This is a genomic window from Pseudomonas sp. PvP089 (assembly GCF_017875165.1).
GTDB classification, from domain to species: Bacteria; Pseudomonadota; Gammaproteobacteria; order Pseudomonadales; family Pseudomonadaceae; genus Aquipseudomonas; species Aquipseudomonas fortuita.
In genome coordinates this window covers 4,787,028-4,802,333 of sequence record NZ_JAGGME010000001.1, presented here as the reverse complement: position 1 = coordinate 4,802,333, position 15,306 = coordinate 4,787,028, and the positions used below count along the sequence as shown (strand labels likewise).

Below are 15,306 nucleotides of genomic sequence, written 5' to 3'. Positions count from 1 at the left end.
TGCCGATGCCGACTTATTGTTTTTTTGCTAGTATCCAGTGCGTATGCTAAGCGAAAAGGGGGGCGCTGAATTTATCATGAAATTCAATTTTCTGATCTGCCGGGGCGGTTGAAGTCCCTCACCCAGACGTTCCATGTTGGGGGTGATGGTCTTGATAGTTCAGTTCAATATTCACTGTGCAGTTGCACATCGGTAGCGGGTAGGGCCTTCTTCATCGCCATCGTGATAGCGCCCTACCAGAAAGCTATCGGTCGGGCAGGCAAAACCGCTCTCATGCTCTCCTTGTGGTGCGGACCACCCGTCAGAACATATAATTTCCAGATCTTTACTCCCGTTTTTCAGTGAGGCACAGGCATAAGTGGTGGAACCATTCTCGTCATTCCAGTGATCGCGGCCAACCATGACCTTTCCTGGAGGGCACATATAGTAAGTGCCACTGCTTTCGATGATTTTGTTGGACCAGGAGAGAGGCCCTATCAAGAGATCAGTTGAAGCCTGCTTGAAGGTCGCGCATATGTAGGCGGTCCGGCCATCCGTTTCGTCGCCCCGATGTAAGCGCGCCGTGATCACCTCGTGTAAGCCGCATGTGAATCGCTCCCTTGGATCCACGAAGTATGCGGCTTCTTTAACCTGCGTTGCGGGTATAGGATCAGGGCGCTTGGTGGCTGGCGAGGTCGTTATACGGATACACGCAGTGCTGTCCCGGGCGTCGCTGTCTTGCGTGAAGTCTTTTTCAAGCACTAGCACACCGGGTGCGATGTAGTTTTCGAATGAAACCAAGTCTTCGAATTCGAAGGCGGGCATGGATGTTACGCGGCGGGTAGTGCGAAGTTTTAGTCGGAACTTGGCATCTTCCAAGTCGCACCCAAGGCCATCGGTAATCAGGATTGTCGCGGCGCTGGGGAGGCCATCAAATTGTATTGTGCGTGGTTTTATATTCTTGCAGCTCGAGTCCGGAAGATTGAATTCATATTGTGTAAGCTTGCCTGAGCCTTCACCGGGCACAGTCAGTGAGCATTGCTCGTAGTCTTTGTTCCGTATAAGGATTGTGCCGTTCTGCGTCGCTGCCTGTACCGCTTGAGGCAGGCAGGACAGCAACAGGGGTAAAGCGATGATTCCGTATTTGAGTGGGTTCGACATGATGAAATCTCGTGGTTTTGCTCAGAAGAGTAGGCTTCAGTAGTACTGGTTGTTGCCGGAATGAGACATGCCACAAATACTTCATGGTTATCGCACTTCGCGACGTGTTGATGCTCGCGGTATCTACGGGCGGTGGGATGCATGGGAATTGATGGCTTGTTCCAGCTGCCCCGACTTATGTGCAATAGAACCACTGGTCTGAGCGCTCATCACCCTCGCGGCCGCGTGCTTGTCAGTCTTGAGCCGCAGCCCGTATGAGCATGGCTCGCGCCTACGTGTTTTGTAGTGTTATTAACGTCACCTCGGTGATGGCGCCCTGCGTGCAGATCGAGTCTAGCGAGCGCCAGCGCCTGCAACACCTGGCAAAAATAATAGGGAGGTGGGGTGCGTAAGTGCGAGGTGACACAACACGACCGACGATGCCGACCTGTTATTTCTGCTAGTAGGCAGTGTGCTAGGTAGGCGATAGCGTGTGGGCAAACGTAAATCGGATGCCGAGTCGAAGCCATGACCGAGAATACTGCTAGTGAACGCGACAGCGCAGATCGCCCACCCCGCCCGATAATCGAAGGCCTCACACCCTATGACGAAATTGACCTTGATGAGTTGGGCGGGGAGGCCCTGAACGTTTTTATAACCTATGACGGTATCGCCGTAGGTCAACTGATAGTCTTTAACTGGACAGGTGCCGACAAACTCGGTAACGCAGTCGGTTTTTCCGGGGATGTGGATATCGCCGATCACAACTTCGACCCCAGGACAAAACGGGCAACAGTGAGTTTGTCCAATGCATTTGTCGTGGCGGCTGCCGACGGCTACGCATTTGCGTCTTTTCAGCCTACGTTTCCGGCGCTGGAGGAGTCGATGCGCGCTTTTTGCTTCGTGGGGGTGCGCCCGCACCGCCTTGAGCATATGCCGGTGGCCCAGGCGCCGAAGTCACACAATCTGTTTATTGACCCGGACTCGCTGGGCAGTGCGGGTGCCACTTTCCTGGTACCTGCGTATCAAGCCATGCAAGTGGCAGACAAAGTGACGCTGACATTCGTGGGATATGAAAGTGACGGCACGCAAGATGATACATGGTCAAAACTTATCGACGTGCAGGCACAGCACGTCGGGCAGGTCTTGAGTTGGAATGTACCATCCTCTTATTTCGATTTCATAAAAAAGGGGTACGCCGAAGTTTATTATGAGATCCAATTTGCCGCCCCCCCGAAACGTTTGAAGTCGCCGACCCAGACATTCCAGGTCGATAAGGTGCCTGATACGCCGCCCCTGCTGCCGGCGCTGGACATCGATAATTATGAAAGCGGCCTGCTCGACCCGGAACTGTTCCCCGACGGTTTGACATTGCGCGTGCCCCCCAATGCAGAGCTCATGGTGAGTGATTGGTTGTTGCTGCACTTCAATGATGAATGGGGTGAACAGCAACTGCGCGTTGACTTGAGCAGCCTGGAAAGCGGGGTGATTGTATTCAATCTGGCAAAAGACAAGTTGAAGGGGCTGGGCCGCATCAGGCTGGGCTATCAGGTCGCTCGCGAAGGTGTTGCCTACAGCGCGACCGTGCGAGAGGTTGAATTGGTTGTTCGCCGTGAGGATGCCCCTTTGAAAGTATTTTTCGCGGAAAGTGAGGGTGGCGAGGGTGAGTTCAATGCAAGGCTGCCTGCGGGCAACGCAACGGCGGGAGCTTATATCGACCTGTCCGGTGTCACCTTGAGGGAGGGCGAAACCCTGGAAGTTTATTGGCAGGGGCGCTCCGAATTAGGCAATAAAACATTTGTCTTCCCTTTTGGGACGGTGCCCGCAGAACCTTTGAATATACCCCCGGCGGCGGTGGCAGCCAACATGGAACAGGGTGAAACCAGTGTAAAGCGGTTTCCGGTTTACTACAGGATAGCGCCCGTGGGGCATGAGTCCAAGAAGTTAAATTTGCGCATTCTTCCCCTGGCCCGGGATAAATACCCCACGGTGCAGTGCAGCCCGCGCAGGGACACCGACCTGTACGTAGAAGATATCAAAGGTACTCACGCGGACCTGACACTGCCCAATTGGCCATTCATGAGTCCGGGGCAACACCTGGTCATTACCTTGCTGGGCGTCGCCGGTGGCTCACCCAGGCCTTATCCCATTCGTAATTCCCCCGTGACTCAAGAGGAGGTGGACAAGGGTGTCATCAACGCGATCTTGCTGAAAGAGACCCTTGAGAATCTGGATGATAACTCGCCACTTGAATTCAACGTCAGTGTTGATTTCGAGGGCCAAGGGGGGAGTGATAACTGGACACTCTTCACGCCGACGTCAATGACATTGCGAAAGTGACGGGGCGCGCACGTATGCCGCTAAATGCCATAGGTGGAATCATGAAAAACAAAGAAACGCTGGAAGAATTTGTCACGTATCTGAAAAATAAACCGAGCACGTATGGGTATGATGCCATTCTGGCGTACGATCGTTTTCGCGCCAACCGGTTATTGCTTCAGGAGTACATCGATCGTTTTGACAATAACAGTTATTTTGAACCGCTGTCATTTACCACCACGATTACCCCGGGGGCGCAGTGGGAAGCGGTAGTTGATCATACGCTGGATGTGCCGCGGTTATCGTTTGAAAACTCAAGTATTGCGCATTCACGCGCGGACTTGACCATGCGTATCACCGCCGGTAAGCAATTGACCCTGACCAGGTCCATTGGAGCCAAAGTCAAGAAGCTGATTCGGGTAAAAGAGGCCGATTCACTCGATGGCCCAGCCTTGCACGTGAGGATTTCACTGGACGCCAGCCCAGGGTCAGTGTCCCAGGCCGGGACGGTGTCTCTGGATTTGCAGAAAGCTGAGCACTTTTATCTGAGTTTTGCCGACACCGATGAGGAAAACCTGATCGGTGGCCAGCGATACAAAGTTATTTTCGACAGCTGGGAGCCTGCCAAAAGGATTTTCGTCCTCACTGAGATGCCGATGAAGGATAGCGACTTCTTGCAGCCGGAGAAATTTTGGGTCAGAACCCATGCTGCGCCGCTTGCTAAAGTACGAGCCTCCGACCAGTACGGCGAAGGGGAAGTTCTGCTTTTCGTCACAATGAAAGGCAGCAATAACTCCGATGCTGGCATCCCTGCAGATGATGAAAACATGCATTATCTGCTGCCTGATGCGGCAACCCCTTACACGATGAACCTGTTGCTCGGGAACAAGTTTCTGATCAAGCGGCTGGTGTCTTTTGGGTTTGAAAGGTTGGAACGCGTGATTGAACCATTCAAGGCCACGTATACAGGCGGTGAGGGTGAAACGTTCGTCACCGGTATTCAGGCGACAGCGGGGCTTTTGAGTATTCCCGTTGAAGGTGATACTGATGTACTTGAAATAATTGAATTCCCGCAGGGGCTGCTATTGAATTTTTCCAGCAGCAGCGACGAAGACGACTTTACAAACTTCAAAGTCAAGGCCAGTGACGAAACGTTGGACTTTGAGTGGTTTGGCCTAGCGAAGGCGCCCGCCACCTTCAAGGTGAGATCCGGGAGCCAGCAGACTCGCTCGGGCATGGTGTCCTACCGTTGGGAATACAAGGCCTCGTACGCGTTTCATCTGGAAACGGCCGGCGACAACGTTGGCCAGTTGACGCTCAAGTTGAGGGCGAAGCCAAGCCTTCGCAGCAAAATGTGGCCCGATCAAGCGTTGGCGGCTAATGCAGGCCACCCTTTTGCATTGGAGCTCTTCATCAACTTCGGCGAGCAAGCCTTGGCCGAGCACCTCGAAAAGACGATCGAAACCATTGTTGGTGTGGCAACGGAAATCGATGCATTCCGCCTTAATGGCCTGTTGTTCCGCAGTGGCAAGGAGTCTGCCCAGCCATCGGTTGTGCGCTTTCCGGGTGATCTGACATTGCCTGGTTACCTTGCGCCGGCACGCACAGAGTTCGAAATCGAGCCAAACGAAACCTTGGTGGAGGCCGGAGGCAAGAGGACGTTCGAGACCACGCTTGGTGCAGGCGCGTCAGTGACATGGAGCGTGGCGAATCTACCCGGTGACGAGGGTGAAGATTGTGGGTCGTTCACGTCCAACGAGTACACCGCACCGGCCGCCAGCGCCGTGCTGCGCAGCGGCAAGAAGGTCATTGTCACCGCCACCCGTGGAACGAGTTACAGCAAAGCTTTGGTCAGTATCACCTCGCGCAGCATTGCGGTAGCACCTATGGTCATGCAAGCCGCTGCAGGTGGCAAGTTCAAGTTATCGGCGGCGACCCTCGATGGAGAAAAGGTCACGTTTACCCTCCCTTCCGATGCCAAGGGCTCATTGCAGGAAGACCCTCAGCCAGACCCCTCGGTACAGCAAAGCATGCTCTACGTGGCGCCTGTTGGTGGCCTTCAACAGGGGACGCGCAAGAGCGATGAATGGCGACGTCTGCGTGCTACAGCCGCCTGGCGTATTGAGGACGACCTGGCAGAGGTACTGGCAATTGACACCGTTAACGTATCGAGGGAATCGGGCAATGGGCAGGAGCAGATTCCGGTATTGCTGCCATTACGAAATGAAACCAACTGGTTCACCCACCATGTTGAGGGTAACGGCATACGGTTGAAGTTCTGGGGATCAGGCAAGGGGAATGACTACGAAGTGCCTGCCGAAGACACGACCTGGTACCTGGTGCTTGGCAACGGTACGTTCGAGGATGGTTTGTATACCCCGATAGCCAACGATGGCCAACCCTTGAGCCGTTATGCGGTGGTGGCAGCAATTGAAGACAACAGAACTTTCTGGCTGTGGACGTACGCCATATTACCCATCCCGTTCCTCACGCCTGAATTGCTGGTTGAGAAACTGACGGCACAAGATGAAGACGCAGCCTTGCCTGGAGGGTCGGACAATGAAAAGTAACCCCAAATCCGCTTTGTTGCAGCGTCTGGCTCAAGGCAACGTGATGTTCGACTGGGGCGCCATCCTGGCGTTTGACCGCGGCCAGGTTAACCGTATGCTGCGGGAACAGTACATGGCCGCGTTCAACGACCTTAGCTTCTTGTTGCCATTCAGCGATGAGGTGGTCATCGGCGACCTTGAGCACGTCACTTTGAGCGATATCGTACTCGGTGCGCCGCAGGTCTCCTTTGAAAGTGCCACCTTTACCAATGCCAAGGCCACGGTCAGGCTCAATATTGTGGCAGGTACTTATTCCTCCACCTTCCATCCCCCTGGCAGCCCGCCCTACCTTTTACGCAGTGAGACGTTGCGTGAAGACATGGGGCTGATGCTCGAAATGACTGCTGAGCTGGGTGTGCGGGTGGGCAGCGTGGACGACAGGGGCAAATTGATGCTGGACCTCTCGCAGGGGGAGCGGTTCAGCTGCAACCTGGGATTGAGTGATGACGCCAGGCTGGCGATCGGCGCCAAACTGGGCGAGCAAATCCAGTCGCACCCTGCCTACAGGCAGATCTACAGCTGCGCGATGATGGATTTCAACGATTATGGGCCATTGAGCCCGCGCAGTTTCCAGGTGCGTACCCAGCCGGCACCTGAGGGTGGCGACAAGCATTCGGACCAATACGGTAACGGCGCGGTCGTACTGTTCTGCCACCTGCGTGTCAACAGCGAGCCGGGCAGGATGCCGGGTAATCCTGACGACTACCCGTATCTGATACCGGATGACCTGACCGTGCAAGGAGCGCCTGCCTATAACGCCACGGCGTTGATCGCGGCACCGTTGCGCCATTTTGTCGATGACCAGCAAGCGCCTGGCATTCTGCAGAAATTCACTTTGCCCAACGCGCTTCAGGTGAGCATGGTAGATCGGGAGGACCCACTGGATCATGTGATTTTCGGCAGCATCGAGCCTACTGCACTGTCATTTTTCGTCGAGCCCCTGCAAAGCGCATTATTACCGGAAAGCACGCAACATTTTATCATCGACAACGAGGGAAACGAGGTCAGGGCGCAATGGCAGGCAGTCAATATCAATCAGCCACTCGCGACCGGTAGCATGCAGGATGGGACCTACCAGGCGATGGGGACTGAGAAGTTCCAGCGCGATCAGCAATTGGTGCTGGTATCGGGGCGTTTTTCTTCCGCTGCGGGGGAGCAGGTACGCACGGGGTTGGTTGTGGAATCCCGGCAAGCTGTAAACGTGATCCCTCGTGTGGCCACTTGGGGTATTGGCATGGGCCCTATCAAGCTGCATGCCGGCGCTGTAACAGGTGGCGACTTGAGCTGGGAGCTGATCCCGGACAATGGGCAGTTGCACGGTGATCTGGTCGTGGATCCCGAGCGACCTGCGGGGCGGCTTTTCACACCTTTCGATCCTGAGAGTTACTTGCCTGAAGTGCGTTTGCAGAAAATCCGAGTCACTGACCAGGCGACAACTACCAGCGATATTGCCACCGTGGTCATCTTTGCCTACCCCCAGCAACTTAATGTGACGCCATTTCATGTGCCTGTGATGACCGGCATCGCGCCGATTGCCTTCCGCTTGCCCGCTGAGTGGCACGAGGCTGCAACCTGGAAGGTATTTGGTGAGGGAGAGATCAACGAAGACGGAGTGTATAACCCGCCGATTCAGGCCCAGGCCCCCATCAGCGTAGTGATGGCCGATATCGATGACCGGCAAACCGGTTACGCGATTGTCCAGCACGCCTACCAAGAGCCCCCTATCAGATGGACAGAGCTCGAAGGTTTTAAAATCAACGTAAAGGGCACCCCCATCTGCCTGGCCAATGGCATGCAGCAGATACCGTTGGAAATCGTGGTTGAACCCAAGGAGGTCAGTGTGGGCGGTGTCACATATCCCATTCCGCTTACAGTGACCGAGCTCTCTACCATGAGGCTGGTCTATCGCAGCGGCAATTCCGAGGTAGAGTTCCTTGAACCTGGTCAGGAAGGCTTGCCGCTTGAAATTCCAAAATGGGCCACAAGCGTCAAGCGAAACCGTTTCAATCTGTACGGTCCTGTAACAGAGAGTGAAATGCCGCAAGTGCGTTCCGAAGCCACACGCAGCACCCGTGAACTCTGGCTCCATAGCAGCGTCGCCGCGACGGAGGAGTTCTATGCCAAGTTCCAGGCTGATGACGGCACCTGGTGGGACTCCCGTGACAAACAAGGCTTTGTCTGCGTCACTGCCGCCCCCGTCGATAGTCCCTCAACAGACGACTACGAGCTTGTCCGCCAGCGCGTACGCAACGGTGCGGGCAGAATTCACGACCCGGGCAATGGGGCGCCCAAGGACGAATTCAGCTACATGCTGGAATCGATCGATTACTGGAGGCTGGTGCATAGGTTCAAAGGGAAAAACATCAAGTTCGCCACGTGCAGGGTCGACAAGGATTCGGCAGCGGCATCGGTACGGTGGGAAAGCGAGCAGGTGGATGAGGTGTTCTTCAGTTACCTGTCCTATGCGTTCAGGGAATTGCCGGAACCGGGGCAACCGGAGAAAGTAGCCGAGCTCAAGGATGACAGCTATCTGACGCAAATGGCCAAGGAATTGTCCTACCTAAAAATAGAGAAAAACCTGATCGCAGGCAAAGAGCCAGGGCCGGGAGAATTGTTGATCATGCTGCATCGCCTGTCGGACATGCCCTTCTGGAGTGACGATATGACAGACGAAGAAAGCAAAAAGTACAGAAAAATGCTGGACAAGCCTTTGATGTTCGTACTCTACGATCAGGATGGAACACGGCATCGGTTGCGTATCGGATTCCCTGAACCCAGCATTGAAGACAGTCGCAACACGCTGGAGTGGTCTGCTCAATGATGTGTCCCCGCCTCGCCAAGCGGGGTGGGTCCTCCTACTCAAGGACCTGGTCATGACTACCAAATCAATGCTGCATTCAAACGCCTTCAACTTCCTGAGTTTCATCAACAACAGCGTCGACCCCCGCACCGGCCAATACACGCTGGGCATCGAGTTGCCGGAGCTGGCCGCCAACAATCTCAGCGGCCCGTCGTTGCCCCTGCACATCGGCTTCAACCCGATGAACACCCAGGACTCGGGCTTCGGCATGGGCTGGACACTCAACCTCACCCAGTACGACCCCGCCAGCAACCTGCTGCACCTGCACACCGGCGAAAGCTATAAGGTCACAGGCAGCGACGCCAGTGACGGCACCGGCAAGGTATTCAAGGAACGCAAGCTCAGAAGCTTCCACTTCCACGACCACGGCAGCGGCTGGCGCGTTGAGCACAAGGCCGGCCTGATCGAGCTGCTGGAACTGCAAGGCCCCAGCGACAACCGCGTTGCTCTGCCCACCCGGGTCGAGGCGCCTTCGGGCCATGGCATCACCCTTAGCTACAGTAATTTCCAGGGGGCCCCTTGCCTGACCGGCATCAAGGACGACACTGGGCTCGAGCTGCTGGCCATCAACTACACCAGCGCTGAAATCATCCTTGCCCTGCACCCCAGATCCGGCCCAGGCGGCACCGCCCTGGCGACCTACACGCTCCAGCTCGACCAGCGTTTCACCCCGGCGGTTCGCCTGCCCCATACCATCGTCCTGCCCAGCGACGACAAGGCCAGCTGGGGGCTCACTTACGACAAGGTGCGTGGCGTGGTGTGCCTGAAAACCGTGCGTACACCCGTCGGCGGCACCGAAACCATCGACTACAACGATGCCGGCCACCGCTTCCCCGGCGATGCGCACGACCCGTTGCCCCGGGTTACCAGGCACACCATCAAGCCTGGCTTCGACCAGCCCGACATGGTCACCACCTACAACTACACCAGCAACAACTTCCTCGGCATGGGCAGTGGCATTTCCTGGCGCGACAATGGCGAGGACAACCTCTACCAATTCACCGGTACTAGCTTCAGCTACGGCTCGACTGCCACCTACCTCGCCGGTGACACACCGCTGCGCAGCATCGAGCGCAGCTTCAACCGCTTCCACCTGCTGACCCTGCAACGTACCGAGCAAGCCCATGAGGTATACGACGAAGGCGCCGAGCAGCCTCGTCGCGAGACCTGTATTGAAGAAGTCGAGACCATTTACCACGAAACCAATGCCAGTTTCGAGCAGCAACCGGCTTACTTCCAGATGCCCAAGCATCAGTTCAAGCGCTGGAAGATCAAGGAGCTTCCCACCCGGCTGCGTGAGGAAGTGCTCATTACCGACTACGACGATCATGGCAACCTGAAGCTGGAGTCCCAGGCCGCAGCACCGGTCTATCAAGGCGATGCGATCGACGAGCTCGCCACCCTGGCCGGCACGATCCACGCCCGGCACACTTACTACCCGCACACCGGCGAAGGCAGCGATTGCCCGGCCGACCCGCAGCTGTTCACCCGTAGCCGCAAGACCAGCACCGTGCACCCGGCCACCACCGGCGAAGGCCAGGCGCAGACCCTGCGCACCCGTTTCCGTTACCAGCACCTGCCAGCGCTGGGCGGCTCAGAGGTGGGCAAGGGCTGGCTCGAGGCCCATGAGGAAGACCTGATGCAGGTCATTGGGGAGCAGGAGCAGGGGCTGCAGTACACCGTCCGTCACTACGAGAACGCGCCTGCAACTGCACTGCAGCACGGCCGCATGACCCGGCAGGTGCAGACGCTCAATGGCTACGATACGAAAGTTGAGCACCGGTTCGCCAAACGCGCAGAGTTGGGTGATGAGGTGCTGGAGGAGGTGCGCACCTTCACCGGTTTCGACCATGGCCAAGCGCTTGATGATGGCACTATTCGCCACGCCCAGAAGGTATCTACCCTGCACCATTCTGTGTTCATCAACCAGCCCATGCTGAACTACGACGATAATGATGTGCAAATCGCTTACGCTTACGATGCCTTACGGCGTGTGATCAAGGAAACGGTCTCGCCAAATGACGAAGACTTGAAAGCCGAGCGCGAATACACCTATACCTTGGTCAGCGGGGCGGGCGGGCAGGCCGATCAAACCGCCAAGGATGTCAAGGGGGTGATTACCCGCACCCTGGTCGATGGGCTCAATCGGGTGGTCGCGCAGTCACGCCAGGACGCCGACAATGTTGACGTCAACAAGCGCGCCGGCTGGCGGCCGCGCTATGCTGCCCAATACGACGCGCTGGGCAATTTGGTTGGCGAAACCGATTTCGACTGGATGGACTACCCGGAGCAGCAACCCTGCGAGTTGGCGTTGCCGCGGCAGATGCTGTTCGATGGCTGGGGCCGGCAGTATTGCGAAATCGCAGCGGACAGGGTGCGTCACTTTGATCGCTACGATCCGATTGGCATCTCTGGCTCGCCAGGGCCCAGCCGAACGCAGTGGCGCGAGTCCGCTGATGGCACGCAGCGCAGCGCCAGAACCGTCACCTGGCTTACCCTGTTCGATGAGCCAGCGCGTGTCGAGCGGTTTGATGCCGACGCCAAGTCGTACAGCATCAACCTGACGTTCCATGATGGTTTGCAGCGCAAAGCGCGTGAAGTCAATGCTCGCAGTGAAACCCAGCGCTTTGTCTACGATGTATTCGATCGTCTGATGGATGAAACCCTCGCTGATGACAGCGTGGTGCACCGCGACTACGCCGAGCATAGCCGAGAGGATCTGCCTGTCCAGATCAGTGTCAACGGCATGGTGTTGGGCGAGCAGCGTTTCGATGGCCTGGACCGCATGGTCAAATCGATCACGGGTGGGCGGGTGCGCGAATTCGGTTTCAAGCCGGGCGAGATGAAACCTAGCACGGTCTTGACCCCAAGCAATCAACTGATCGAGTACCGCTATCAGCCTGAGCTCAGTGACGAACCGCAGTTGCGGCAGATCGTCGAGAAGGGGATCAAGGCCGACTACGAGTTCGACAACAAGAACGCGCGTCTGAAGCGCTGCGAGGAACTGGGGCTGGTACTGTCGCGTGAGTATTTCAGCCACGGGGAGGTCAAGAGCGAGACCCGGGAGTATGAGGGTGAAACCCATGTCATGCACTACCAGACCAGTTTGCTGGGGCGCCAGCTGGCTTACACCGACGTAGTCGGCGGGCAGCAGTCCTATGCCTACGACCGCTACGGCAGGCTGGACAAAACGACATTGGGCACGATGACGGCGAACTTCGAATACGATGGCCTTGGTCGGCTGTTCAAGACCCGGACCACGGAAGGTAGCCAATACCTTGAAACACGACTGGCATTTGACGAATTCGACAGAGAAGTGAAGCGTGAATTCGACACGGGCGCTACGCTGCAATCGCTGACCCAAGGTTACGATGCGGAAGATGCGATCGTGTGGAAGACACTGGGTGAAGGTGAAATCCTTGAAGTGTTACGCCATGAAACCTACGTATACGACATCCGTGGCCGGTTGCGCATCTATAATTGCGAGGGCCGCCTTTCTCCCGAGGACCCGTATGGCAATATCATACGGGAGCAGGTGTTCCGGTTTGATGAACTGGACAACATTACCCGGGTCAGTACGACCTATCCCGAAGGTAATAACCTGGCCAGGTACTACTTCGAGGAAGACGACCCGGCGCAACTGAGCCGCATCGAAAACAGCCATGCAGATTACCCGACCAATATCAAGCTGGAATATGACTGCGATGGCAATCTTACCTGCGACGATGCCGGGCGCAAGTTGACGTACGATGGGCTCGGGCGGCTGATCAGTGTGGAAGCCCCCCAATTGTTCGGCGAGGCGTTCGACCAACAGGGCAACCGTGTCTGGGACCAGGGTAATCGGCGATTCACGGCTGACGAGCAAGGCAATGTGATCAGGGTGGATGTGCCATCTGTAACACGCCCAATCAGTGGCGTTAGGCGCAGACAAGGGGCTGGAGGGAAGCTGTTGTCAGCCTGGCGTGAAGAAAGCGGCAGGCTCTTGTGGTGTGACACCGTACAGCGCCCTGAAACTGCAGAGTATGGGTATGATGCGTTGGACAGATTGACCAGTCAGGCATATTAATCAGACCCTTTCAAATAGTTAGAAGCCCGCCGTAACAGGCGGGTTTTTTTATGGTGCCTCGCGCAAGTTCGAGGGAGCCAGTAACCGGCAGTCCATGAATAAAATTTCTTAGGGTATGGCGCATTGTCAACTGATAAAAGTGCCAGTTGCGTGAGGGCAGTGCAGATACGAGTATGGACGAAAAGGGAGGTGGATTGTTCTGCGCCTCAATACAGCGTAAACCTTGTGCGAGGTTACACATGAACAGTGCCAAGAATTCAGGTTTCGTGCGCCACATGCGCAACGCCGGTGCACAACCCCTGGCAACGTTGGACGCCATGACGATCAAGGACGAACTGCTGGCGGTTCCAAAGGATAATACTGTGCTTGTGAAGTACCTCAGGGAGGAAGCATCGCGACTGATTATCACGATTGAAAATCCTTGGCAGATGCCGGGCCATCCTACTTTTCACGATACGCTGACGATTTTGCATGTGCAAACCGGTACAGAAATCAAGACCGCAGAGTTTTTTCGGGGAGACGAAGGAAAATTCCCCTTTGATTGCGAAGTGCCAAAGGAATTGATTGCTAAGTGGGGGGAGGGTATAAATACCTTCACTTATGAAGTTGCGCATTACCATGGGGAGCATAGTGACTCGCTAGACCTTGAACTTATTTTCGACCGTGTGCCACCCTACAATCAGACTGCACCTACAAAAATCCCGGCTATCCCTGCAGTCACGGATGCCAACAAAGGCGGCGTCAAACTCGAACTGCCCGAATATGTTGACTACCAGCCTGGTGACCGGGTTGCCTACTGGTGGGAAGCATCGATTCCTGAAGACCCGTGGGGTGTTGACCCGGTCGGTATCGCGGAAGTTGGTGCACTACCGGCACAACTGCCTGTTTCAGCCGACGTGATCGAGAGGGTGGGGGATGGCGGTGTAATGGCTGTCTACGTCTTGCTGGACAAGGCAGGCAACAACAGCCACCTGTCAGATATCACCCACATCGGCGTCGCCCTAGGGGCGCTGCCCGCAAACCTCAAGGACCCGATCGTACCGCAGGCGGCGGATGGGGGAATCTACCAGCAGGATGCCTTTGACGGGGTTATTGTGCAGGTCCCCAAGTTTGACAACTGGAAACCCACCGACCAGGTGCGGGTTATTTGGGGCGAGCAGGCCCCTTCGGAGTGGCGGCCGGTCACTGACTCGCCGGTGTTCCCACTAGCGTTCTCCATCCATGCTGACACCTTGCTTGCGGACTACGGCGCAGACGGTACAGGGGATAAATCAACTTCCGTGGCCTATGAGGTTCGTCGCGGCACTGTGCTGCAAGGTTCGAAAAACATCGTTGTGAATGTCAACCTGGAGCAAATTGGCCCTGGTAACCCTAAGTGGCCGGATCCGTTGAATCCGGGGCTGGAGAAAGTCACGATCAACGGGGAATCGGGTGGGGAGAACCACTTGGTAGATCCTGGGGACTATGAACAGCCGGCAACGCTCACACTTCTAGTCAATGCCGCGCTCAAGCAGGGTGATGTGCTGACCTTTTATTGGGGCGATGCCTATATAGAAGGTATAGATCATGAAGTTCAGGATGGCGAACCCGGAACTGAAATAACCAAAACAGTCCCGTGGGACGTTATCAAGGCGCGAGGCGACGACACCGTGCTCGTTTATTACAGAGTGCAACGCCCAGGAAACCCGAACCCGATTCGCTCGGAAGAGACCCATGTGCTGGTAGAGGCTGTGGGTATTCATCCTGTTGCACCTGATTTCCTCGGGCTTAGCGAATTGGGTTGGTTGGACTGTAGATCGATTTACGTAGGTGAAGATGACGTGGAACCGGCAGTCCGTGTGAAAGTGCCAGACCTGGCCGAGCATGGTTTGAAGGACGAGGACCACGTATTTATGCACTGGTCCGCAGTGCATGATTATACTGGCGAAGATCCTGTGGCGGGAGCTGCGTTGGATGAAGAGTTAACTTGGGGGCAGATCAAAGCACAAGGTTATATCTGGAAAGTACCATTCGAAACATACGTGAAGCAAATTTATGACCCGGAGAATAATAGGCCCGATGGTCGTGCGCGAGCGAATTATTCGTTTGTTTTGAATGAAAAAACTTACGAGTCCCCCGTTCAGGAGACGATTGCTACCATGCATAACGGCCTAACAACCTGCGACTTGAGACCTAAACCGTAGGTGGAGTGGGGTGCGTAGAAAAGTCACGGATGAAGCCAAAATGAAAATCAGAATTTTCCTACAGTTATTTCGGAACTGGACTTGTAATCTCGGGAATTCGTAGCGTCAGAACAGTTCATTTATACGAAGTATTAACGGGGTAAAATCCAT

Annotated in this window: 6 protein-coding genes; 5 read left to right on the top strand and 1 reads right to left on the bottom strand. The window is 55.7% G+C overall.

Annotation, left to right across the window (positions count from 1 at the left end; translation table 11 throughout):
- Window positions 1-171: 171 nt before the first annotated feature.
- A complete protein-coding gene (locus tag J3A71_RS21885; RefSeq protein WP_209953260.1) occupies window positions 172-1,140 on the bottom strand; it encodes a hypothetical protein in 969 nt (322 codons plus the stop codon).
- Window positions 1,141-1,647: 507 nt separating this feature from the next.
- Between J3A71_RS21885 and J3A71_RS21880 the strand changes: the two genes are divergently transcribed.
- From J3A71_RS21880 to J3A71_RS21860, 5 genes are all read left to right on the top strand, one after another.
- Window positions 1,648-3,459, top strand: a complete 1,812-nt coding sequence (locus tag J3A71_RS21880) for a hypothetical protein (RefSeq protein WP_023048925.1) — start codon at window positions 1,648-1,650, stop codon at window positions 3,457-3,459.
- 41 nt (window positions 3,460-3,500) lie between these two features.
- Window positions 3,501-6,008, top strand: coding sequence for a hypothetical protein (locus tag J3A71_RS21875; protein ID WP_102668022.1), 2,508 nt, complete (start codon window positions 3,501-3,503; stop codon window positions 6,006-6,008).
- On the top strand, window positions 5,998-8,868 hold the full coding sequence (locus J3A71_RS21870; protein WP_096425753.1) for a hypothetical protein: 2,871 nt from the start codon (window positions 5,998-6,000) through the stop codon (window positions 8,866-8,868). The genes J3A71_RS21875 and J3A71_RS21870 overlap by 11 nt, the downstream gene beginning before the upstream one ends.
- 52 nt (window positions 8,869-8,920) lie before the next feature.
- On the top strand, window positions 8,921-12,973 hold the full coding sequence (locus J3A71_RS21865; protein ID WP_096425754.1) for a sugar-binding protein: 4,053 nt from the start codon (window positions 8,921-8,923) through the stop codon (window positions 12,971-12,973).
- 239 nt (window positions 12,974-13,212) lie between these two features.
- Window positions 13,213-15,156, top strand: coding sequence for a hypothetical protein (locus J3A71_RS21860; RefSeq protein WP_209953258.1), 1,944 nt, complete (start codon window positions 13,213-13,215; stop codon window positions 15,154-15,156).
- Window positions 15,157-15,306: the final 150 nt, after the last annotated feature.